Origin of the sequence: Streptomyces sp. NPDC015345 (assembly GCF_043078805.1) — a bacterium.
Taxonomy (GTDB): Bacteria; Actinomycetota; Actinomycetes; order Streptomycetales; family Streptomycetaceae; genus Streptomyces.
In genome coordinates this window covers 195,421-217,920 of record NZ_JBIBTX010000010.1, presented here as the reverse complement: position 1 = coordinate 217,920, position 22,500 = coordinate 195,421, and the positions used below count along the sequence as shown (strand labels likewise).

The 22,500-nt window shown below is 73.4% G+C and carries 22 protein-coding genes; 12 read left to right on the top strand and 10 right to left on the bottom strand.

Annotation, left to right across the window (positions count from 1 at the left end; genetic code table 11):
- Positions 1-6: 6 nt before the first annotated feature.
- From ACF062_RS33935 to ACF062_RS33925, 3 genes are all read left to right on the top strand, one after another.
- Complete coding sequence (locus ACF062_RS33935) at positions 7-1,224, top strand: ROK family protein (protein WP_392143420.1); 1,218 nt, start codon at positions 7-9, stop codon at positions 1,222-1,224.
- Positions 1,221-2,798, top strand: coding sequence for a M81 family metallopeptidase (locus ACF062_RS33930; protein ID WP_392143419.1), 1,578 nt, complete (start codon positions 1,221-1,223; stop codon positions 2,796-2,798). The genes ACF062_RS33935 and ACF062_RS33930 overlap by 4 nt, the downstream gene beginning before the upstream one ends.
- A 75-nt stretch (positions 2,799-2,873) precedes the next feature.
- On the top strand, positions 2,874-3,698 hold the full coding sequence (locus ACF062_RS33925) for a transporter substrate-binding domain-containing protein (RefSeq protein WP_392143418.1): 825 nt from the start codon (positions 2,874-2,876) through the stop codon (positions 3,696-3,698).
- Here the strand turns inward: ACF062_RS33925 and ACF062_RS33920 are convergent.
- Positions 3,688-3,924: a WhiB family transcriptional regulator gene (locus tag ACF062_RS33920; RefSeq protein ID WP_223773333.1), complete on the bottom strand. Its 237-nt coding sequence runs from the start codon at positions 3,922-3,924 to the stop codon at positions 3,688-3,690. The two genes, ACF062_RS33925 and ACF062_RS33920, sit on opposite strands and share 11 nt — an antisense overlap.
- Before the next feature lie 126 nt (positions 3,925-4,050).
- Between ACF062_RS33920 and ACF062_RS33915 the strand changes: the two genes are divergently transcribed.
- The 3 genes from ACF062_RS33915 (at position 4,051) to ACF062_RS33905 (ending at position 6,320) form a co-directional block, all read left to right on the top strand.
- A complete protein-coding gene (locus tag ACF062_RS33915) occupies positions 4,051-4,434 on the top strand; it encodes a VOC family protein (protein ID WP_223773332.1) in 384 nt (127 codons plus the stop codon).
- Positions 4,435-4,582: 148 nt separating this feature from the next.
- On the top strand, positions 4,583-5,332 hold the full coding sequence (locus ACF062_RS33910) for a hypothetical protein (RefSeq protein ID WP_392143417.1): 750 nt from the start codon (positions 4,583-4,585) through the stop codon (positions 5,330-5,332).
- A 16-nt stretch (positions 5,333-5,348) separates the two neighbouring features.
- The gene (locus ACF062_RS33905) at positions 5,349-6,320 is read left to right on the top strand and encodes a transporter substrate-binding domain-containing protein (RefSeq protein ID WP_392143416.1); all 972 of its coding nucleotides are present in this window, start codon (positions 5,349-5,351) and stop codon (positions 6,318-6,320) included.
- Between the two features lie 48 nt (positions 6,321-6,368).
- Here the strand turns inward: ACF062_RS33905 and ACF062_RS33900 are convergent, their stop codons facing one another.
- Entirely contained in the window at positions 6,369-7,448 is a 1,080-nt protein-coding gene (locus ACF062_RS33900) for an NADH:flavin oxidoreductase/NADH oxidase (protein ID WP_392143415.1), read from the bottom strand.
- Between the two features lie 158 nt (positions 7,449-7,606).
- Between ACF062_RS33900 and ACF062_RS33895 the strand changes: the two genes are divergently transcribed.
- Entirely contained in the window at positions 7,607-7,966 is a 360-nt protein-coding gene (locus ACF062_RS33895; protein WP_392143414.1) for an ArsR/SmtB family transcription factor, read from the top strand.
- Positions 7,967-8,194: 228 nt separating this feature from the next.
- Here the strand turns inward: ACF062_RS33895 and ACF062_RS33890 are convergent, their stop codons facing one another.
- The 5 genes from ACF062_RS33890 to ACF062_RS33870 all read right to left on the bottom strand — a co-directional run bounded on the left by ACF062_RS33890 (position 8,195) and on the right by ACF062_RS33870 (position 13,612).
- Positions 8,195-9,562, bottom strand: a complete 1,368-nt coding sequence (locus ACF062_RS33890) for an FAD-dependent oxidoreductase (protein WP_392143520.1) — start codon at positions 9,560-9,562, stop codon at positions 8,195-8,197.
- Between the two features lie 196 nt (positions 9,563-9,758).
- Positions 9,759-10,418 (bottom strand): TetR/AcrR family transcriptional regulator, encoded by a 660-nt coding sequence (locus tag ACF062_RS33885; protein WP_223773327.1) that lies wholly within the window; start codon positions 10,416-10,418, stop codon positions 9,759-9,761.
- Between the two features lie 154 nt (positions 10,419-10,572).
- Positions 10,573-11,268, bottom strand: coding sequence for an HAD family hydrolase (locus tag ACF062_RS33880; RefSeq protein ID WP_392143413.1), 696 nt, complete (start codon positions 11,266-11,268; stop codon positions 10,573-10,575).
- A 441-nt stretch (positions 11,269-11,709) separates the two neighbouring features.
- Positions 11,710-12,399, bottom strand: a complete 690-nt coding sequence (locus tag ACF062_RS33875) for a phosphatase PAP2 family protein (protein ID WP_392143412.1) — start codon at positions 12,397-12,399, stop codon at positions 11,710-11,712.
- A 277-nt stretch (positions 12,400-12,676) separates the two neighbouring features.
- Positions 12,677-13,612 carry a M56 family metallopeptidase gene (locus ACF062_RS33870; protein WP_356576356.1) on the bottom strand — a complete coding sequence of 312 codons (936 nt, stop codon included), beginning with the start codon at positions 13,610-13,612 and terminating at the stop codon, positions 12,677-12,679.
- A 224-nt stretch (positions 13,613-13,836) separates the two neighbouring features.
- Between ACF062_RS33870 and ACF062_RS33865 the strand changes: the two genes are divergently transcribed.
- On the top strand, positions 13,837-14,478 hold the full coding sequence (locus tag ACF062_RS33865; RefSeq protein WP_356576354.1) for an HAD family hydrolase: 642 nt from the start codon (positions 13,837-13,839) through the stop codon (positions 14,476-14,478).
- A gap of 109 nt (positions 14,479-14,587) precedes the next feature.
- On the opposite strand, the gene ACF062_RS33860 is transcribed toward ACF062_RS33865, so the two are convergent.
- Together ACF062_RS33860 and ACF062_RS33855 are read right to left on the bottom strand one after the other, a co-directional pair.
- Positions 14,588-15,004 (bottom strand): peptidoglycan-binding protein, encoded by a 417-nt coding sequence (locus tag ACF062_RS33860; protein ID WP_392143411.1) that lies wholly within the window; start codon positions 15,002-15,004, stop codon positions 14,588-14,590.
- 402 nt (positions 15,005-15,406) lie between these two features.
- Positions 15,407-15,967, bottom strand: a complete 561-nt coding sequence (locus tag ACF062_RS33855; protein ID WP_392143410.1) for a DUF5134 domain-containing protein — start codon at positions 15,965-15,967, stop codon at positions 15,407-15,409.
- 174 nt (positions 15,968-16,141) lie between these two features.
- Between ACF062_RS33855 and ACF062_RS33850 the strand changes: the two genes are divergently transcribed.
- Complete coding sequence (locus ACF062_RS33850) at positions 16,142-17,884, top strand: FUSC family protein (RefSeq protein WP_392143409.1); 1,743 nt, start codon at positions 16,142-16,144, stop codon at positions 17,882-17,884.
- On the top strand, positions 17,881-18,417 hold the full coding sequence (locus ACF062_RS33845) for a MarR family winged helix-turn-helix transcriptional regulator (protein WP_392143408.1): 537 nt from the start codon (positions 17,881-17,883) through the stop codon (positions 18,415-18,417). The genes ACF062_RS33850 and ACF062_RS33845 overlap by 4 nt, the downstream gene beginning before the upstream one ends.
- Positions 18,418-18,586: 169 nt before the next feature.
- Here the strand turns inward: ACF062_RS33845 and ACF062_RS33840 are convergent, their stop codons facing one another.
- A complete protein-coding gene (locus ACF062_RS33840; RefSeq protein WP_392143407.1) occupies positions 18,587-19,363 on the bottom strand; it encodes a FadR/GntR family transcriptional regulator in 777 nt (258 codons plus the stop codon).
- Between the two features lie 190 nt (positions 19,364-19,553).
- Here ACF062_RS33840 and ACF062_RS33835 point away from each other — a divergent pair, with 190 nt between their 5' ends.
- Both ACF062_RS33835 and ACF062_RS33830 read left to right on the top strand, forming a co-directional pair.
- Positions 19,554-20,768, top strand: a complete 1,215-nt coding sequence (locus ACF062_RS33835; RefSeq protein WP_392143406.1) for a M20 family metallopeptidase — start codon at positions 19,554-19,556, stop codon at positions 20,766-20,768.
- Entirely contained in the window at positions 20,765-22,228 is a 1,464-nt protein-coding gene (locus tag ACF062_RS33830) for an aldehyde dehydrogenase family protein (RefSeq protein ID WP_392143405.1), read from the top strand. Before ACF062_RS33835 ends, ACF062_RS33830 begins: the two co-directional genes overlap by 4 nt.
- Positions 22,229-22,500: the final 272 nt, after the last annotated feature.

Here is a 22,500-nt window from a genome sequence, read left to right as displayed (position 1 = left end):
GGCGGCATGGCCGGAACACCACTCGGCGAACCAGGATCGGCACAGCACATCGTCCACCTGGTCTCCACGGGTACGGCCTCGTCACGGGCCGACCTCGTACGCGAACTCGGCCTCGCCGCCTCGACGGTCTCCCTGCGGGTGCAGGAACTGGTCGACGCCGGGCTCCTCACCGAGTCCGGCGAGGGCGCCTCCCGCGGCGGCCGCAGGCCCAGGCTGCTGCGGGTCGCCCCACACGGAGGCGTGGCGGTCGCCGCCGACCTCGGCAGCCACCACGCGCGGCTCGGCGTGGTCGACCTCGGCGGCACCGTCAGCGACGCCGTCGACCTGCCGCACGACATCACCGCGGGCCCCGAGTCCGCCGTCGACTGGCTCTGCGGGCAGGTCGACGGGCTCGTCGCACGCCAGCGCGAGGAGGGCCGTACCGTACGGGCGCTCGGCGTCGCCTTCCCCGGGCCCGTGCAGCCGGGGACGGGCCGTGTCCTGAGCCCCTCCCGCATGCCGGGCTGGCACCGCTACGCGCTGCGTGACGTGCTCGCCGAACGCCTCGGCTTTCCCGTCACCGTCGACAACGACGCCACGATGATGGCCGTCGGCGAACACCGCGTCGCCCGCCCCGGACTCGACCACCTCGTCGTCGTCAAGGCCGGGCGCGGCATCGGCAGCGGCGTCATCTCCGCCGGACGCCCGCACGACGGCGCCAACGGCAGCGCCGGCGACATCAGCCACGTCCGCGTGGACGCCGCGGGCGACCGGCCGTGCAGCTGCGGCAACATCGGCTGCCTGGAGACCGTGGCCAGCGGCGCCGCCCTCATCCGCGAACTCGCCCTCCACGGCGTCGAGGTGAGCGACACGAGCGACCTGCTGCGCCTCGTCGCCGACGGGGACCCGCGGGCCACCACCCTCGTCCGCACCGCGGGACGGCACATCGGCACCGTCCTGTCCGTCGTCGTCAACTTCTTCAACCCGCAGGCCGTGGCGCTCGGCGGCGTACTCGCGACCGCCGAGCCCCTGGTCGCCGCCGTGCGCGGCGTGCTCTACGAGCGGTGTCTGCCCCTCGCCACGGCCGACCTGGAGATCACCACCACCGTCACGGGGGTCGACGCGGGCCTTCTCGGCGCGGGCCTCACCGCGCTGCGCAGGCACCTGCCGACCACCCCGGCGGCCCTCCCGGGACCCGGCCCCGACCCTGCCCGTGCCCCCCAGGAAGAGAGCGCACCCGCATGACCCCCACCACCGCCAACCGCCGCCTGCGCATCGGCATCGGCGGCATCGGCATCGAGTCCTCCACGTTCTGCCCGCACCGCTCCACCACGGAGGACTTCCGCCGCACCCGCGGCCAGGACCTCCTCGACCGCTACACCTGGACGCAGCCGGGCTCCGACCTCGCCGCCACCGTCGAATGGGTGCCGCTGCTCCACGCGACCTCGCTGCCCGGCGGCCCGGTGGAGGCGCAGTCGTACCTGACCCTCAAGGACGAACTCGTCACGCGCATACGGAGCGCGGGCCCCCTCGACGGCCTCGTCTACGACATCCACGGCGCGATGAGCGTCGTCGGCCTCACCGACGCCGAGGCCGACCTCACCGAGGCGGTCCGCGCGGCCCTCGACTCCGTGGGCACCCCGGACGGCACAGGGCGCCCCGTGCTCTCCGCCGCCATGGACCTGCACGGCAATGTCTCGCGCCGCTTCGCCGAGCCCGTCGACCTGCTCACCGCCCACCGCCTCGCCCCGCACGAGGACGCCTGGGAGACCCGCGAGCGCGCCGCCCGCAACCTCGTGCGCTGCCTCCTCGACGGCACGCGCCCGCACCGCGCCTGGGTGCAGATCCCCGTCCTCCTCCCCGGCGAGAAGACCAGCACCCGCCTGGAACCCGCCAAGTCCCTCTACGCCTCGCTCGCCGACATCGAGCGGCTGCCCGGCATCCTCGACGCCGCGCTCTGGGTCGGCTACGCCTGGGCCGACGAACCCCGCTGCCAGGCCGCCGTCGTCGTCACGGGTGACGATGCCGGACGCGCCGCCACCGAGGCCGGGAAGCTCGCCCGCCGCTACTGGGACGCGCGCCGCGACTTCGTCTTCGTCGGCCCCACGGGCACCGCCGAGGAGTGCGTGGAGCGGGCCGTGACCTCCACGAAGCGGCCCTTCCTGATCAGCGACTCGGGCGACAACCCGACGGCGGGCGGCGCGGGCGACCTCGCGTACATGCTGCGCAAGCTCCTCGAACACGACGCGATCCGCACCGGAAAGGTCACCGCCGTCCACCCCGGCATCACCGACCCGGCCGCCGTGGCCCAATGCTTCGCGGCGGGCGTGGGCGCGCAGGTGACGCTGAGCGTCGGCGGCAAGGTCGACACGCATCACGGCGGGCCGTACGAACTCACCGGCACCGTCGTCGCGTTGCAGCGCGCCACCGACCACAAGGACCGCGCCGAGGGCGGCGCGTACGACCGCGGGGTCGACATGGCGGCCGTACGCACCGGCGGCCTCACCGTGATCCTCGTCGAACGCCGCAAGCCGTTCCACACCCTGGCCGACTTCATGGGCCCCGAGGACGGCGGCCTCGGCATCGATCCGCGTACGTACGACATCGTGGCCGTGAAGATCGGCTATCTGGAGCCGGAGCTGTACGACATGGCGGCCGACTGGCTGCTCGCCCTGACCCCCGGCGGAGTCGACCAGGACCTGCCGCGCCTCGGGCACCACCGGGTGGTACGGCCGCTCTACCCGTTCGACGAGGACGCGTACGACGCGGGTGAGGGTCCGGACCTGACACCGGTCGTCCTGGCGCCGCTCGCAGGGTGAGAAGGGGGTGCAGGCGGCGGAACGTGTCTGCGAGGGTGATCCCTTCGAGCCCGCCCGCAGCGCAAAGGAGCCCCCGTGAAGCGTGCCGCCACTCTGTCCGCCCTCGCCTGCCTGCTGGCCGTCACCGCCGCCGCGCCCGCGTCGCCGGGCGCGGCCAAGCAACCGGAACGCCCCTACCGGGGGAGCCTCTTGGACGCGGTGCCGAGAAAAGGTGTCCTGAAGGTCTGCACGACCGGTGACTACGCGCCCTTCACGAAGCTGGACCCCGCCGGCAGGACGTACAGCGGCGTGGACATCGAGATGGCGCGCGACCTCGCGAAGAGCCTCGACGCCGAGCCGAGGTTCACCGCGACGACGTGGGCGGACCTCACCGGGGACGTCGCCGCGCGCCGCTGCGACATCGGTGTCGGCGGCGTCTCGATCACACTGGCGCGCGCCCGCCAGGTCTACTTCAGCGAACCGACGCGCGAGGACGGCAAGACGCCGATCGTGCGCTGCGCGGACAAGGACCGGTTCGGCGCGGGCACGCTGAAGGACATCGACAAGAAGGGCGTGCGGGTCGTCGTCAACCCCGGTGGTACGAACGAGGAGTTCACCAGGGCGAACATCAAGCGGGCGACGATCAAGCCGCACCCCGAGAACACCACGATCTTCCAGGAGATCATCGACGGGCGCGCGGACGTCATGATGACGGACGCGAGCGAGACGCTCTACGAGTCGAGGATCCACCCCGAACTCTGCGCCCTCCACCCCGACAAGCCCTTCACCTTCTCGGAGAAGGCGTACGCGATGCCACGCGGGGACGAGGAGTTCAAGGAATACGTCGACCAGTTCGTGCACCTCGCGAAGCATGACGGGACGTACGCGAAGTACGAGGACGAGTGGACCGTCAGGCGGTGAGGTCAGCGCGGCGCAGGGCCGCCCGTTCCTCCTCGCAGGTGCCGCCCCACACGCCGGCCGTCTGACCGGTCCTGAGCGCCCACGCCAGACACTCGCCGCTCACCGGGCAGCGGGCGCAGACACGTTTGGCGGCGGCGAGATCCCTTATCGCGGGGCCTGTCGTACCGACGGGAAAGAAGAGGTCCGGATCCTCGTCGACGCAGGCAGCCCTCTGCAACCACTCCATGGGCGCCCGAGTGCCCATGGCGGCGGAACGAAAACCTCCGGGTAGCCCGCCCTGCGCGCCCCCGGCCCGCCAAGTGGCCCCGCGTGCGCCCCGTTTGGCGGGGCGGGCAGGGGGGACCCGCACACCATGACCGTCCACAAGAACGCCGTGCTCGTACTGGACTGCTCCGAGCCCGAGGCCCTGGCCGAGTTCTACGCGGGACTCCTCGGCGCGGAGGTCCGGTTGAGCAAGGACCCCGACTACGTGGAGATCACGAACGAGTCGGGGGTCTGCCTCGCCGTGCACAGGGAGCGCGACTACATCCCGCCGAGCTGGCCCCGCCCCGAGGACTCGCAGCAGGCGCACGTGCGGATCATGGTCGCCCGGCACGACATGGACGAGGCGGAGCGTGAGGCGGTCGGCCTCGGGGCGCGCCCGGTGGACACCAAGAACAACAACGGGCCGCGGGACACGCGTACGTACTCCGACCCGGCGGGCCACTCCTTCACGCTGGCGGCCATTCCCGAGTGACCCATGAGATCCACGTGATCCGAGTGGACGGTCACCAGCGGGGAGTTTCCCTAACTCGCCGCACTCCTACGTAAGGTGATGCCTTCGCGTCACTCTCTGTGGCATCCTTGCCCTCCACACGCACCACTCGCGCGGGGGAGGGCGCCACTTGGCCGCGGAGTCGAAACCCGTCCGCCCGGACGCCGAGCCGGCCCGACCTGAGGCCGGCGCCGACACTGGCACCGACACCGGCGCCGAGACCGGAGCGGGCGCCGGAGCAAGCATCGGAGCGCCGGACCCCGAGGGCAGGCGTTACTTCTCGGTGCTCTTCGTCGTGCACCTGGTGCTGATGCTGACCCTCGTCGGTGTCGCGATCGCGATCGTGAGCATCGGCGACTCGGCGACCGCTCTCACGTTCGCGGGCGGCGGTTTCATCGCGTACGTATCCGCGATGACGCTCTACGCGCGTCGGGACGAGCGGCAGGAGGTCACGCAGCACCTGCTGGCGTTCCTCGCCGCGTTCCTCGTCGTCGCGCTCGTCGGGGGCGCCTCGTGGTGGTTCCTCGCGGCCCGGCCCGAGAACGTGTCGGGCGACGCGCGTCTGAACGGGGACACGATCGCCGCCGACGCCACGGTGGGGCTCGTCGTGGACGCCGATCCGGGGGACAAGAACCGGCTGCGGCTGACGTTCACGGCGGGGGACAGCGTGGCCGGCGCGTCGCCCTGCCTGCGCATGGGCAAGCTGGGGTTCCTGGGCGGCGACATCGAGGCCAAGGCGCCCGTCGCCCTGGAGGAGACGTTCACCACCACCCTCGCGCTCGCCGATCCCGGACCCGAGGTCGCGGTCGACCTCCAACTCGTCGGCAGCGCGGACTGCCGGGTCGAGCTCACGCTGGAGAAGGCGGAGTACCGCCGGTAAGCCCAAGGAGAGTGTCATGCCCCGCCAAGCGCCAAGCCGTCGCCTCGTCACCGCCGCGTGCGTCCTCGCCCTCTCCCTTGCCGCCGCGTGCGGCGGCGGATCCGACGGCGGGGGCGGCACGGGCACCGCGTCGCCGACCCGCTCCGCGGGCCCGGACGGGGGCGGGCGCCCCTCGCTGTTCGACAAGGAGACGCTGAACATCGCGGTGAAGAAGGGGCAGCCCGGCTTCAGCACGCTCAGGGAGGAGGACGACGACTTCGCGGGATTCGAGGCGCAGTTGGTGCAGTTCCTCGGCACCGACCTCGGCTTCAGGGCGGCCGACTGGGACGTGCAGTCGCGCAACCGCGAGAAGGTCCTGCGCGAACGCAGCATGGACCTGGTGGTCGCCACGTACTCCATCACCGCGCCGCGCGACAAGGAGATCGACTTCACCGCCCCCTACTTGAAGACCTATCAGGGCGTGCTCGTGCGTGAGGACGAGAGAGGGATCAACCGACTGGCGGACGTCGACGGGAAGCGAGTGTGCAGTGTGCACGGCTCCACCGGCGACCCCAAGAGCGAGACGGACAAGAAGGCGAAGAAGGCGGTCCGTGACGCGCTGGGGCCCCATGTGGACGTCGAACGCCGCAACAGCTACAAGACCTGCGTCAGAGAGCTGATCAGGGGGAACTTCGAGGCCGTCTGGACGGACAAGATCATCCTGGAAGGCTTCGCGCAGGACCCGCGGTACGCCGACGACGTCAAGGTCGTACGGAACATCACGGTGAAGAAGCAGCAGTTCTACGGCATCGGCCTGCGCGAGGGCCACAAGGAGGACTGCCGCAAGCTGAACGACGCCCTGAAGCGCTTCCTCGACACCCGGTGGACGCTGACCTTCCAGATGTACTTCCGCAGCATCACCGAACGCGTCGCCGGCTACGAGCAGCAGTACAAGCCCACCGACGACGAGTTCGAGGCCCTCGCCGAGACGTCGTGCGGGGGCCGGTAGGCGCGCGGAGTACGCGGCCTGCCCACCGGCCCCGGCGGCGAGGGCGGTTCAGACGGACCGGTGGTACTGCTCCGGCACATGCACCTCGCCGCCAAGATCGCGTGCCGCGCGCCGCGCCCACGAGGGGTCCCGCAGCAGCTCCCGTCCCAACAGGACCGCGTCCGCCTCGCCGTTGGCGACGATCTTCTCGGCCTGCTCCACCTCGGTGATCAGGCCGACGGCCGCGACCGGCAGCTCCGTCTCGGCCTTCACCCGCGCGGCGAACGGCACCTGGTAGCCGGGGCCGACGGGAATGCGGACGCCTGCCGCGTTGCCGCCCGTGGACACGTCGAGCAGGTCGATGCCGTGCTCCTTGAGCTCGGCGGCGAAGCGGACGGTGTCGTCGGCCGTCCAGCCCGCCTCCTCCAGCCAGTCGGTGGCCGATATGCGGAAGAACAGCGGCTTGTCCTCGGGCCAGACGGCACGCATGGCGTCGACCACTTCGAGGGCGAAGCGCGTGCGGTTCTCATGCGAACCGCCGTACGCGTCGGTGCGCTTGTTGCTGTGCGGGGAGAGGAACTCGCCGATCAGGTAGCCGTGCGCGCCGTGGATCTCGGCGACCTCGAACCCGGCGTCCAGCGCGCGTCGCGCGGCGTCGGCGAACTGGCCCACGATCTCGCGGATCCCCTCGACGGACAGCTCGGCCGGCACGGGGTGGCGCTCGTCGAAGGCGACGGGGCTGGGCGCGACGCTCTGCCAGCCGTGCTCCTCCGGGCCGAGCGGGGCGCCGCCCTTCCAGGGGCGGTCGGTCGACGCCTTGCGCCCGGCGTGCCCGATCTGGATGCCGGGGACGGTGCCCTGGCTCTTGAGGAACGCCGTCGTCTGGCGGAACGCCTCGACCTGGGTGTCGTTCCAGATGCCCAGGTCATAGGGGCTGATGCGGCCTTCGGGGCTGACGGCGGTGGCCTCGACGATGATCAGGCCCGTGCCGCCGGCGGCGCGCGCGGCGTAGTGCGCGAAGTGCCAGTCCTGCGGGACGCCCGCCTGGGGGCCCTCCGGCGGCGCCGAGTACTGGCACATCGGGGGCATCCAGACCCGGTTCGGGATCGTCAGCGATCGCAGGGTGTACGGCTCGAACAGCGCGCTCACGGCGGACTCCATTCCTCGCGGCTGGTATCTCCTCGTACGGTAGCCCTCGTAGTACGTTGAATGTCAAACTACGGTGGTTCTCGTACAATGGCGGAGAGCGCGCGCGGGAGAGCACTGGGCAGGGGCACGCGCAGGAACACCGGACGAGGGGAGCCGTCATGACGACCGCCACCGCGAGCGGCAGGACGCTCGCCCACCCCGAGCCGGCGGACATCCGGCTGGAGGCGGTGCTGCACGCCCTCGCCGACCCCATGCGGATGCGGGTGGTCCGGGACCTCGCCCGGGAGGAAGGCGCCGAGTTCTCCTGTTCGCACTTCGGACTGCCCGTCACCAAGTCGACGAGCACGCACCACTTCCGGGTGCTGCGCGAGAGCGGGGTGATCCGGCAGATCTACCGCGGCACGGCCAAGCTGAGCGCACTGCGCCGCGACGACCTCGACGCGCTCTTCCCCGGCCTCCTCGACAGCGTCCTCGCCGCCGCCACCCACCAGGCGGAACGGCTCGGCACCGACGCCTGACGGGGGGCGGCCCCGCGACGTGGTCTGTTGGGCGGTCCGGTGGCCCCGCGCCGTGCGGCTTGCCGCTGTGGTTCGTCTGCCGGGACGGTTCGGCGACTGTGCCTGTGCCTGTGCCTGTGCCTGGCGTGGTGGGCGCCTGCTGCTGGTCACCGGGCGGGACGCCTCGCGGGGCCTATGACCGGCGCGCGGTCCGCTCTGCGGCTTCGCCCGGCGAGGCGCCGCCCCGCGCTAGCGCTCCGCGCCCCGCGCCGCCCGCCGCAGCCCCGCCCAGTCGGGGATCTTCACCACGCCCCGCCCGAGCGAACGCCCGAGCTCCGCCTCCGCCCGCTCGATCGCCAGCCAGCCCGGCCACTCCACCGGCCGCAGCCCCGCCGCGCGCAGCCCGGCCAGAGGATCTTCCGCGAGGTCCTTCCGTACGAGCTCGGGGGCGTCGTCGAGCAGTGACTGCACCGTCTCCTTGGCGCACGGGCGGTTGGTGCCGATGACACCGGTCGGGCCGCGCTTGATCCACCCGGCCACGTACTCACCCGGGGACGGCGCCCCGTCGCGCAGCACCCGCCCCACCGCGTGCGGCACCGTGCCGCGGTCGGGGTCGAACGGCAGCCCTTCGAGCGGCACCCCGCGGTAGCCGACCGAGCGCAGGACCAGCTGCGCCGGGATGTCCTCGTACCGCCCCGAACCCGTCACCCCGCCCCGGCCGTCCGGCAGCGTGCGCTCGAACCGCGTCCCGGCGACACGGCCCGTGGCGCCCGCCGTCAGGGCGACAGGACGCAGGAAGAACCGCAGGTGGATCCGCCGGGGCAGACCGCGCGCGGGACGCTCGGCCCAGCCGCGCAGCACCTCGACGTTGCGGCGGTTCGCGGCGGGCAGCCCCGACGGGTCGGCGTACGCCGGGTCCAGTGCCAGCTCCGCCGGATCCACGAGGACTTCGGTGTCCGGGAGCGAGCCGAGCTCGCGCAGCTCCTTGGTGGTGAACCGCGCCTGCGAGGGCCCGCGCCGCCCCACCATGTGCACCTCGCGGACCCGGCTCCCCGCGAGGACGCCGAGCGCCGCGTCCGGCATGTCGGTGGGCAGCAGTTCGGTGACGCCGCGCGCCAGGATGCGGGCGACGTCCACCGCGACGTTGCCCACGCCGATGACGACGGCCGACTCCACGCCCCGTACGAAACCGTCCTGTTCGAAACCGTCCGTCAGCACATCAGGATGCGCGCTGTACCAGGAGACGAACTCGGTCGCCGAGTGGCTGCCCGGCAGATCCTCGCCCGGCACCCCGAGCCGGCGGTCCGCCGCCGCGCCGACGCAGTAGACCACCGCGTGGTACAGACCGAGGAGCCGGCCGGGAGGCAGCCCGCCGGGGCCGATCTCGACGCCGCCGAGGAAGCGCACGCGGTCGTGTTCCAGGACGGTGCGGAGGCTGCCCTGCAAGGACTTGATCTTCTCGTGGTCCGGCGCGACGCCGTACCGCACGAGGCCGTACGGGCACGGGAGCCGGTCGAGCACGTCGACCCGCACTCCCGGCACCCGGTCCTGCTGGACGAGGGACTGCGCGGCGTACACCCCACTGGGACCCGAACCGACGACGGCGACGTGCAGCACCATGGTGCTCCCTCCGCGAGGCGACCTCGGGACGGTTTCAGGATCGCACTCGGGGTGCCCGCTGTCAGGAGCGTGGGAGCACGGTCAGCGCGCACGGATGCGAGACGACTCCCGTGCCGGTCCTTCGGCCCTCGGACTCACCGTCGCTTTCCGGCCATGCCTGCGGCGCACCGCCCCGCCTCCCGCGCCCGCCCCGCTACTCCGGTCCGGGAGGCCGCGCCGGCAGGCAGCCGGACATCCTCTCGGGCGGTGCGCCGCAGGGCGGGACGCCCAGCTTCCAGTCCAGTTCGTACCGCTGGAAGAGCTCGGCCCGCAGGGTCGCCTGCGGCATCGGCGCACCCGGGATGAGCAGGGCGAAGACCGCGCCCATCAGCAGCGCGCGCAGCAGCGGATAGTCGGTGTCGACGTCGCCCGATCCGTACCGCGCCACGGTGTCCCGCAGCAGTTCGGCGAGGCGCTGCTGCTCCGGGCACTGCACGAAGCCCTCCGCCTGGAGGATGCCCGCCATGTGCGTGCGCATGAGCAGCGGCTCGTCGCGGGCGAGGCCCAGGATCGCGTCGATGGCCCGCGCCAGGCGCTCCGCACCGTCCACACCGCCGGCGGGGCTCGGCTCCCGCTCCAGGGCGGCCGCCAGGGTGCGGTGCATCAGCCGGTGCACGGCCGACTGGAGCAGCTGGCGCTTGCCGGGGAAGTAGTACGAGACCAGGCCGCGGGCCGCGCCCGCCCGGTCGGCGATGTCGCCGAGGGTCGTGGCCTCGTAGCCGCGCTCGGCCACCAGTTCCACCGTGGCTTGCAGCAGCCGCTCGCGGGAACGCCTGCGCAGCTCTTCATTGACCGATGGGCTACGCGGGGACATTCTGTAACTCCTGCGTTGACTGGCTCTGAGCCAATATACTCAGCTGGTCGCGTGAGAGGGCCTTCATGGGTCCCGCACGGGCCGGGCCGGCCTGGGGCAGGCAACACCGCGGGGGAGTGTTGCCTGCTCACAGGTGGTTCGGGCGCCCCACGGCTCAACCGACGAGGCCGAGCACCGGCCGCAGCGCGTCCGGGCGCCGGTCGGCCGGCAGATGGTCGACGAAGTGCACCGCGCAGCCCAGGCCGGCCGCGCCGCCGTCGGCCCGCCGGTCGTCGCCGACCATCAGGGCGTCGCGGGGATCGGTCCCGAGCGCCTCAAGGGCCAGCGCGAACAGGCGCGGGTCGGGCTTCTGGATGCCGTGTTCGTAGGACAGGGCGTACGTGTCGACGTACGGGTCGAGGCCATGGGAACGGAAGACGGGCCGCAGGTCCCACCCGATGTTGCTGACCACGCCGACCTTGACGCCCCGCTCGCGCAGCCCCGCGAGGACGTCCGCCGCGTCGTCGTAGGGGCGCCACGCCTGCGGGGCCATGTGCCGCGAGTACAGCGCGTCGTACAGCCGTGGGTCGGGCAGGGGCACCTCGCGGGCAAGGCCCGTGAACGCGGCGCGGTGCAGCTCGGCGGACTGGTCGCGGACCGCCCACAGCTCGGCGAGGTGCGCGGGCACCGCCACCGGCGCGGCCCCGCCGGGCAGCGCTCCCGCCCGCTCCAGGGCGGCGGCGGTCCGCGCCGACTCCCCCTCGCCGAGCGGGACTTCGAGGTCGTCGAGCACGGCGCGCAGCCAGGCCTCGGTGGGTTCGACGCGGAACAGCGTCCCGGAGAAATCGAAGAGCACGCCCTTGATCGTCATGGGCAGGATCCTCCGGGAGCGGCCGACGGGCGGTCAAGTGGGGTTCGGGGCGGGAGCGCGGCGGTGGCCTGATGGGGACGGCCTCCCCGCCGGGCGGCATTCCCGAGGGGCCCGGCGCTCTGCATGGCTGCCGGGTCCGTGCGTGTGTGTCGTGACGGCCGGCGCCACTGTCGGCGTGTCGTGCAGGCGGCTGCCGGGGATGCCTGTGGGCCAGTGGGCGCCGCGCGGGTCGGCCGACTTCTGCGCGGTCGCCCCGCCACGGCGCCGGGCCCGTGCTGAGTCCGAAGGCGTATGTCGCGACGGCCGGCGCTACTGTCAGCGCGCCGAGCAGTCAGCCATCGAGGATGTCCGTGGGCCAGTGCATGCCGGGCCGGACGTGGGTGGGGCCGAGGCCTGCCACGGCCCCACCGCGGCGTCGGGGCCGCGCCGCGTTCGTCAGTGTCACGTGATCCGTGGATCCGTACGGCTTCCGGGGCCGCGGGTGTACGTCACGACGGCCAGGGCCACCGTCAGCGCGCCGAGCAGCCAGCCGCCGAGGACGTCCGTGGGCCAGTGGACGCCGAGCCAGACGCGGGTCAGGCCCACGCCTGCCACGGACAGCACCGCGAGGGCCACGGCCGCCCGCCACGGTGCCCGGCCCGCGCCGTGCAGCCGCATCAGCCACAGGAGCAGGCCGCAGACGACCGCCGCCGTCATCGCGTGGCCCGAGGGGAACGCCGCGTAGTGCGCGGAGTCCACCGGGTCCGGCCACACCGGGCGGGGACGGTCCACCGCGGCCTTCAGCGACTGCTGCACCGCGGATGCCACCAGGCAGGTCCCCGCGAGCCACAGCGCGAGCCACCGGGCGCCGCGCACGGCGAGCCAGATCACCACCACCGCGCACAGCGCGCGCATCGTCCACGGGTCCCACACCCAGTCGGTGAGGATGCGGCTCGCCCGGGTGACGCCCGGGTCGGCCACCGCCCAGCGGTGCGTGGTCCGCGAGATGTCCTCGTCCAGCGAGATCAGCGGGCCCCACTCGAACTCCACCAGGAGGAGCAGCAGCACGGAGGGGACGCCGAACAGCACGGCGGCGAGCGCCGCCCGGTGGGCGGCCGGTCGGGTCGGGGAGTCCAGTGGTGCGGGGTACATGCAGCGATCCTCGCCGACGGAGTGGGCGGAAGGCCATCCCGGGGCACGCGGCGCGGCGCCTCGCCGTCGCCGCGGAACAGCGCCGCCACGCAGGAAACGGACCTAGGGCCTGTCTGACAGTTCCCGTCGTCGCCCGGAGGGCGGCCTCGCGGCGTCAGGTGCGTGCTCTCGGCGTGCCGGGCGTAGGGCCTCGTACTGGATGTACTTGGCTCTGCGCCCGGTGCGGCGAGAGTGCGTGCATGGCGTCGCGAGACAGGCGGGAATTGTCAGACAGGCCCTAGCCCAGGGCGCGCAGGCCCGGTACGAACGTGACCAGAACGGGGATCACCGGCACCAGCGCCGCGGTCGCCGTCAGGCGGAGTCTGCGGCCCGCGGTGAGGCGCGGGCGGGCGGAGAGCAGCCGCTTGACGCGCTGCGGGACGTGCGCCTGCGGCGTCGGGCAGGGGCCGAAGACGCCGCGGTCCTCGTTCAGTTCGACCAGGGCGAGCGCGATGGTCAGCCGGCCGAAGCGGCGCGAGGCCACGTCGTCGGCGGCCAGCTCCACCAGGCGGTGCATCTCGTCGCGGAACGCCGCGAAGACCCGGACCTGCGGAAACCCTGCGGCCAGCGCGCCCGAGCAGTGCAGCAGCCAGTCGTGCCGCGCCTGCGCGTGCCCCTGCTCGTGGGCGAGCACGGCGTCGAGCTGGCGTCCCTTGAGGCGACGCAACGCGGCCGTGGTGATGACCAGTTGGGGCGCCTGGCCCGGCAGCCACCAGGCATCCGGGCGCTCGCCCTCCAGGACGACGAGGCGGTCGGCGCCCGGCTCCTCGCCGGGCAACAGGGGGGCGCGCACGAGGAGTTCGGCCCGGCGGCCGGACCTGCGGATCCGGGCCAGCGCGATCTCCCGCGTCAGCATCGCCGCGGTCCACACGCCGCCGCAGGCCAGCGTCACGGCCGTGGCCGCGGCCCAGGGCCCCGGTGCCTGGAGGGCGTACGCCTCGACCACGGCGTGCGGGGCCGGCGCGAAGAGGTGGCCCCGCACGGCCTGCCACGCGGCGGCCGCGCTCAGCGTCATCGAGAGCGCGCAGCAGAGCAGGACACCCGCCACCACGCACTGCCAGGCCCATAGCGCGACCACGGGTTCGCGCTCCGGCCAGTCGGCCCGCGCGAGCATCCGCGGGGCGAGGACTGCGGTCAGGGCGCCCAGCAGCAACAGCGCGACGGGGACCATCATGCCGCCCAGCCTATGAGGGCCCGGCTGCCAAGGGTATGGGCTGCCTCCTCAAGTGACGGACGCCACGGCGGGCGCGGGACGTCGGGTGCGAAAGGCGCGCACGAAAGGCGCGCACGAAAGGCGCGTACGAAAGGCGCGTACGAAAGAGGGCTTGATCGGTTCGCTCCGCGCCGCCCGCCGAGTGGCGCCCGCGTGCGGAAGGCGGGACGCCGTAGTGTCGGACGATGATCGAGACCATCGTGTTCGACGTGGGGGAGACCCTCACCAAAGACGACCGTTACTGGGCCTCTTGGGCGGACTGGCTGCAGGTGCCGCGGCACACCGTCTCCGCGCTCGTCGGCGCCGTCGTGGCGCAGGGCGGGGACGGCCTCGACGCTCTGCGCCTGATCAGCCCGGACATGGACATCGCCTCGGCCCATCACGCGCGCGAGGCGGCGGGACGGGGCGAGCACCTCGGCGAGGCCGATCTCTATCCCGACGTACGGCCCGCCCTCGGCGGCCTCCACAAGCTCGGGGTCCGCGTCATCATCGCCGGCAACGAGTCCTCGCGCGCCGCCGAACTCCTGCGCGACCTCGACCTGCCCGCCGACCTGGTGGTCACCGCGGGTGACTGGGGCGTGGCGAAGCCGGACCCCGCCTTCTTCGCGCGCGTGCTCGAAGTAGCCCAGGCCGGGCCCCGCGAGACGCTCTACGTCGGCGACCATCCCGCGCACGATGTCTTCCCCGCGAAGCAGGCCGGGCTGCGGACCGCGCACATCCGCCGCGGCCCGTGGGGACACCTGTGGGCGGACGACCCGGCCGTGGCCGAGGCGGCGGACTGGCAGATCGACAACCTCACCGTACTGGCCGCGCTGATCGCCCACTGAGGCCGTGCCGGGCAGGTGATGTCCTGGGCGGCGAGCAATTCCGTACACAGCGGCCCCGACGAGACTCCCGTCGGGGCTGACGCACGTCCGCGCCGCTCGACGGCATCGGCTAGTCGACGGGCCACACCCCTGCCTTGTACTTCGGGTTCGGGGACTGATCCGGGTGCAGGCACTTCCAGGTGTCAGGGCCCACGATCCCGTCCACCGTGATCCCGCACGCACTCTGGATACGACGCATGGCTGAATAGGTGTCCGAACCGAAGTACCCGTCCTGGTTGATCAGCTTCCGGCCGCCGTGCAGGTCGTTCTGCGTGTTCCACAGGCACTGGGCGTGCTTGACGGCGGACGAGTAGCTGTCACTGCGGGTCAGTTCCGGGTGGCTCCCGCTGTACGGGCATGTCCCCGCCACCGGCTGCACCCGGTCCAGTTCCACCTCGGCCGCCGGGACGCTGTTCGACGAGCTTACGAGCGCCACGACGGCGCCCACGGCCACCGCGGCACTGCCGATCTTCAACCGAATGCGCATGACGTCGGTTCCCCCTGAGATGTCGACTACAGACGTGTGACTACAGACGTGTGACTACAGATGTGTGACTACAGACGTGCGCCAATAGACGGGCGGGTCAGATTCGCTCCGTCAGGTCCGGCGGTCCGGCCAGACTGTCCGACGCCGACGTCCGGGGCCATCCTTTTCGGGCATGCCCTAAAAGCCCAGGCAGGGCAACTGCGGGCACGCTCCGGGCGGCGCCGCGGCTAGGGCCTGTCTGACAATTCGCGTCGTCGCCCGGAGGGCGGCCTCGCGGCGTCAGGTGCGTGCTCTCGGCGTGCCGGGCGTAGGGCCTCGTACTGGATGTACTTGGCTCTGCGCCCGGTGCGGCGAGAGTGCGTGCATGGCGTCGCGAGGCAGGCGGGAATTGTCAGACAGGCCCTAGAGCGTCAGCAGCATGGCCAGCATGCCGATGCCCATCGACAGCCTGCACGCCAGCGCCAGCTCGGGCCGGTCCCCCCAGCCGAGGACCGCCGAGCCGCCGCCCCGGCCCGCCGCGAGCGGCCCCGAGGGAGCGAGCCGGGCGCCGGACCACAGGACGTATCCGGCGAAGTAGAGCAGGAGGGCGCCGGTCAGCGGGGGCAGGCCCGCGCCCCCGTGACCCGCGTGCGCGCCCGGCGTCGTGATCATCGCCGCCGACATGTAGACCATCGCGAACGCGCCGACGAGGTGGTGGAGATGGTGGCGGCTCGCGCGCGCCGCCCACAGCGCGTGCAGCGTCGCCGTCCCGAACACCGCGGCGTAGCCCAGCCAGGCCCAGCGCGGCAGGGCGACGGTGGCCGCGGGCACGGCCATCACCGCCATCCCGAAGCCCATGAGCGCCTCGCCTCCCGCGGTGCGGCGCTGCTCCTCGATCCGGCTGCGCATCCGCAGCAGACAGTACGAACCGCTCACCGCGCACAGTGCGACGAGCAGCCAGGCGGCTTGCGCCGGTCCGTGCACCGCGTACCTCCCCCTGCCGAGATGTTGTCGGGCTCCTTGTCGCGTCGTCGTCGGGTCGATGCCCGGGGCCGCGCGGCCGTACGCGAGCGCACGGGGGTGCACGGGGAGCACAGGGGGGCTCGGCGGCCCCAAGGTGGATCGTTTCCAGGTAAAACACTTGCTAATGTTTTAGGTATGAGCAGTACTCCGCCATCCCCGCACCCCGCTTCCGGTCCCACCCCGCGCCCCGCCCGCGTCCGCAGGCTTCCGCTTGCCGGCGTGCTGCGCCCGGGCAAGCCGTCCGACATCTGGTTCAAGCCCGCGTGCAGCGTGGTCGTCGCCAACGCGCTGCCGAACCTGATCCTGCTCGCCCTCGGACGGCTCGACCTCGTGATGTACACGATGGCCGGTTCGTTCTGCGCCCTGTACGCCCACCACCTTCCGTACGCCGCCAGGGCGCGCGCCCTGGCCTGGGTCGTCGCCGGGATGTCCGCCGGGGTGGCCGTCGCCCTCGTCACGGCCTCGCTGACCGGCTCCGCCGCGGTCCTCGTCGCCGTCGGCGCGGTCCTCGCCGCCGCGCAGAAGACGCTGTGCGACGCGACCCGCATCGGGCCGCCCGGACACCTGATCTTCACCTTCATCAGCTCGGCCACGCTCTTCGCCCCGCAGAGCCTCGGGCAGGTGCCGGGCCACCTCGCGCTCACGCTCGCCGGGGGAGCCGTGGCCTGGCTGGTCGGCATGGCGCCCGCCCTGGTGCGCCCGCACGGCCCCGAGCGCCGGGCCACCGCCCGCGCCCTGCGCGCCGCCGCCGCGTACGCCGAGGTCGCCGAGGGCGCGGACTCCGGGCCCGCCGTCGAGCGGGTCCGCGCCGCCGCGGCCGGTGCCGTGCACGCCGCCTGGCAGTCGCTGCTCGCCACCGGGGCCCGGCGCGCCGAGGCCCGGCGCGCCCTGGCCCGCCTCGTCGTCCGCGCCGAAGAGGCCCTCGCCCACCCCGCCACCGCCGACCCCGCCGCCCTGCGCTCCTGGGCGGCCGGGTTGCGCGGCACGGGCGCCGTCCCGCGCCCCAGCGACGTACGCCCCGGCGAGCGCGACGAACTCATCGGCGTCGCCGCCGAGCTCGCCGGGGCGGACGTCAAGGGGGCGCTGTGGCGCCGACTCACGCCCGGCTCCCCGCTGCTGCCCATCGCGCTGCGCACCGCGCTCGGCTGCGCGCTCGCCGGATACGGATCGCTCGCGCTCGGCATCGGCCGCCCCTACTGGGCCCTGGTCACCGCCGCCTCCCTCTACCAGGCCAACGTCACGCTCACCTGGAACCGGGGCGTGCAGCGCGTGGTCGGCAACCTCGTCGGGGTGCTCGCCTTCGCCGCCATCGCGCCGTTCGCCCACCTCGGCCACGCGGAACTCATCGTCAGCTGCCTCGCCCTCGCCTTCGGCGCCGAGGCCCTGATCAGCCGGAACTACTGGCTGGGCAGCGTGTGCGTGACCCCGATGGCGCTGCTCGTGACGGAGTTCGCGCGATTCCAGCAGCCCGGTGAGCTGATCCTCGACCGTGTCGTGGACACCCTCGTCGGCGCCGTGCTCGGCGTCGCGGCCGCCGTCCTCGTCACCAACCGGCGCGCCGCCGACCGGATCGAGGAGGCCGTGGCGGCCGTGGAGCAGGCGCGGGAGCGGGCCGAGGCCGGCCTCGCGGGAACGGGCGGCGCGGTCGAACCCGCCCGGCGCCGGCTCACCGCGGCCCTCGTCGACCTGCGCGCCGCAGCCGACGCGGCCGCCGGGGAATGGTGGCAGCGCGCCCTGCCCGAACAGCGGGTGATCGCGGCCGAGCGCGCCGGACACCGTACGCTCGCGGCGACAGTCCGTCGTCAGAGCGGTCGGAGCGGTCAGGGGACGCGGCCCGGCGAAAGGGCCGCCGACGCCTGGGAGGGCGCACGAGCATGAGAGCAGAGAACGGTCCGGTGACGGGTCCCGGCGGGGACACCGTGGCCGCGGTGGTACGGCAGTGGCAGGCCGTGCGCCCCGACATCGACACCGGGCCGATGGAGGTGATCGGCCGCATCAACCGCTGCGCGGCCCTCCTCCAGCAGGCCGAGGACGCGCCGCTGCGCAGGGCCGGTCTGACCCGCGCCGAGTTCGACCTGCTGGGCGCGCTGCGCCGCACAGGACATGAGCTGACGCCCGGTGAGCTGGCCCGCGAGACGTTCTCCTCGGGAGCGGCGGTCACCAAGCGGCTCAAGCAGCTCCAGGAACGGCAGCTGGTCGACCGCCGGGCCGACGCCCGCGACCGCCGGGTCGCCCACGTCCGCCTCACCGACGCCGGGCGTGAGCTGGTCGACGCGATCCTGCCGGAACAGCTCGCCTACGAGACGGTGGTGCTCTCCGTGCTCGACACGGATGTGCAGGGCCAACTCAGCGGCTTGCTCGGTGAGTTGCTGGCCCAGCTTGAGGGGCGGCTCGGGGTGCGGCGGGGCTGAGGCGAGGCCGGGACGTGCCGGGCGGTTCAGGCGTTCGGGTGGTTCGGGCGTTGGGGTGGCTCGGGCGTTCGGGTCATTCGGGCGTTCGGGTGGTTCCGGTGGTTCGGCTGAGCCATGATGTGGGCATCGGGTCGCGCCGCTTGGCGCCGCGCGCGCGGGACCGCGGACCTCAGTCGTCCGCCACCGCCACCGCGGCCGCCAGCAGTTCCCTCGTCTCCGGCTCCACCTGGTCCGCGTAGTACTCGTGCAGCGCCGTGCGGCCCAGCCTGGCCGCGCGTGCGCTGTCGCCCGCCTCGATCGCGGCGAGGACGTCGCGGTGGTGGGCGATCGAACGGCTCGTCCAGGCCGCCGGGTCCGCCACCGCCGCGATCTTCTTCTCGATGACCTCGACGACCGCCTCGTGCACGGCGCGGGCACAGAGGCCGAGCAGGGCGTTGCGGCTCGCCTCCGCTATCGCCCGGTGGAAGAGCGCGTCGGCCTCGCTGAACGCGCGCAGCCCCGAGGGTGCCGCGCCGAGCGCCTCCATGCGGGCGATCTGCTCCCGCATCCGTACGAGGTCCTCATCGGTGTGCAGGCGCGCGGCGAGGCGATTGCTCTCGGCGTCCAACACCATGCGGAACTGCACCAGTTCGCCGAGCGAGGCGACGCCGGAGCGGGTGAGGCGGCCGAGCGCCTGGCTGAGGTTGTCGGGCGAGACGCCGAGCACCTCGGCGCCCAGCGGATCACCGGGGCGGGAGCGGATCAGCCCCGTCGACTGGAGCACGCGCAGTGCCTCGCGGACCGTGGAGCGGCCGACGCCGAACCGCTGGACGAGCTCACGCTCCCCGGGAAGCCGCGCGCCCGGCGGGAGTTCACCGCTGAGGATGCGCTCCTCGATCTGCTCCGCCACGCGCTGGTAGGCGCGCACGGGCGGTACGGGCCGGAAGAGATCCTCGTCGGCGGCCATGGCCCCTCCACGGTGGCTGGTCGGTGCGAGCCGACCAAGATCTGATGGTTGACCCCGGGCTGAACGTGGGGGCAGAGTACGGGAATTCAACTGGTCTGACCAGCTGACCGCTCGACGTGTGCCTTCCCCTCCCGGGCGCCGACGGTCGACCACGCGGTCCGCGGTCAGCCGGACGACTTGGAGGTTCTCCATGGCCACCGCACCCCCGACCGTCCCCGCCGTCGACACCGACGCGGCCGTCGCCCTCACCCAGGACCTGGTGCGGCTGCGCACCGTCAACGCCGCCGGAGCCGCCGAGGTCGAGCGGCCCGCCGCGCTCCTCGTGCAACGCCTCTTCGCCGCGTTCGGATGGACGTACGACGTCGTGGAGGTCGCCCCGGGGCGGCCCAACACCGTGGCCGTCGTCGAGGGCGGGGGCGGCGACGGGCCGACCCTGATGTTCGAGGGGCACATCGATGTGGTCACCGAGGGTGATCCGGCCGACTGGAGCGTGGATCCGTACGGGGCGGTGATCCGCGACGGCAGGCTCTGGGGGCGCGGCGCCGCCGACATGAAGTCCGGCGTCGCCGCGATGATCTACGCCGTACGCGCCCTCCAGCTCGCCGGGCCCTTCCCCGGCCGGATCGTCGTGGGCGTGCTGTGCGACGAGGAAGGGCTGATGCTCGGCGCCAAGGCGTTCGCCGCCTCCGCGCTCGCCCGGAGCGTCGACGCCGTCATCGTGTGCGAACCCGAGGGGTACGAGGTGTGCACCTCCGCCCGCGGCGGCATCCGGCTACGGCTCGATCTGCACGGCGTGATGGCGCACGGCGCGATGCCCCAGGAGGCCAGGAGCCCGATCGTGGCGGGAGCCCGCGTCGTGCAGGCGCTCTCCGACGTCCAGACCTGGGCCGAGGAGCGCTACGGCACACACCCGCACGCGGGCCGTGTGACCGTCACCCCGACCGTGCTGCTCGGCGGCGATCCCGACCAGCTCAACGTCATCCCCGCGCACGGCGTCGTCGGCGTCGACGTGCGCACCGTCCCCGGCACGGACCACGCCGAACTCATCGCCCGCGTAGGGGAGTCGGCGCGCGCGGCGGCCGCCGAGGCCGGCGTCGACGTCGCGCTGACCGTGGTCGACGACCGGCCGGCCGTCGAGATCCCCGAGGACCACCCGGTGGTGAGCGCCCTGGTGGAAGGGCACCGGCTCGTCCACGGCGAGGCGCCGCCCTTCGGAGCCGTCCCCGGCACCACGGACGGCACGATCCTCACCCGTGACGCGGGCCTGCCCACGGTCGTCTACGGCCCCGGCGGCAAATGGATCGCGCACCAGAAGGACGAGTACGTCGAGGTGCGCGAGATCGGCGAGTACGCACACGTGTACGCGGCGGCGGCACGCGCCTTCCTGACCGGGGGCGCCCGGTGACGACGTACCCGCCCCCTGCGTACGCCCCCCGCCCCCCTGACGGGCTGCCGGTCGGCGACATGTGGGTCCCGGCGCCCGGCCACCGTGCCGTCGTCTTCCCGTACGACGGCAGCGAGATCGCCCGGGCGCCCGTCGGCGACGAGACGCTCGCCCGGCAGGCCGTCGAGCACGCGGCCGGTCTGCGCAAGCCGGTCGGCGCCCTGCCCGCCCACACGCGGCGCCAGGTGCTCGGCGATGTGGCGGCGGCACTCACGGACGCGCTGCCCGAACTCGTGGATCTGCTGGTCCTGGAGACCGGCAAGCCGCGCGTGGACTGCGACATCGAGATGCTGCGGACCGTCGCCACCTGGCAGGCCGCCGCCGATGAGGTGGCCCATCTGCACGGCGAGACCGTGCCGCTGGACATCCAGCCGTCCGGCGAGGGGCTCTTCGGGTTCTGGACCCGGCGGCCCGTCGGCGTCGTCGTCGGCATCGCGGGCTTCAACTACCCCGTACTGCTGGCCTCCCACAAGATCGCGCCGGCGCTCGCCGCGGCCTGCCCGGTGATCATCAAGCCCGCGCCGGCGACGCCGCTGGCCACCCTGCGCCTCGTCCACCTCGTCCGGGAGCGTCTCGCCGCGGCGGGCGCGCCGGTCGGGGCGGTCCAACTGGTCACCGGGGACGCGGAGGTGGGCCGCGCCCTCACCACGCACCCCGAGGTCGCCGCGGTCTCCTTCACCGGTTCGGCGGCCGTCGGCCACCGCATCGCGCGCGACGCCGCGCCCCGCAAGGTCGTCCTGGAGCTGGGCTCCAACGCCGCGCTCGTCGTGGCCGCCGACGCCGATCTCGACGCCGCAGCGGACGCGGTGGTGCGCGGCGGGTACTACGCGTCCGGGCAGGCCTGCATCTCCGTCCAGCGAGTCGTCGCCGTCGCGGCGGTCGCCGACGCCCTGGAGGAGAAGATCAAGGAACGGCTGCGGACGGTGGTCGTCGGCGATCCCCGCGATCCGGCGACGCGGGTCTCCGCGCTCATCGACGAGGCGGCCACCGAGCGGGTCGCCGCCTGGCTCGGCCGGGCGCGTGACGCGGGCGCCCGGGTGGTCGCCGGGGGCGTCCGCGAGGGCCGCGTCCTGACCCCGACGCTGCTCGCGGACGTGCCGGACGGTCAGCCCGCGTGGGAGGAGGAGATCTTCGGCCCGGTGGTCTGCCTGCGCTCGGTGCCGGACCTGGACACGGCGTACGACGTCGTCAACGCCGGCCGCTATGGACTGCACGCGGCGGTCTTCACCCGTGACCTGGGCGCCGCCTTCCGCGCGGTGGAGGAACTGGAGGCGGGCGGCGTCGTGATCAACGAGGTCCCGGGCTACCGCAGCGACATCGCCCCCTACGGCGGCGTCAAGAACTCGGGCATCGGCCGCGAGGGCCCACGCTTCGCGATCGAGGAACTGACGGTGACGCGGATGGCGGTCGTCCGCCCTTGAGCAAGGTGGCTCGTCTTGGCGGGGGTCCGCGTTCCTGGGTGGTGCGTGCTGCCGGGTGGCTGGTGTTCCCGGGTGGCCGACGTTCCCTGGTGGCCCGTGCTGCCGGGTGGCCCGCCTTCCCCGGTGGTCTGCCTTCCCGGTGGCGCCTACCTGGAGGGACGGCACGCTCGGCTGACGGCACCCTCTGGAGGGGCAGCACCCCAGGGAGAGGCGGCACCCCACGGAGGGCCGGCGCCCGAATGACGACAGCCCGCGAGGGAGAGAGGCAGAGA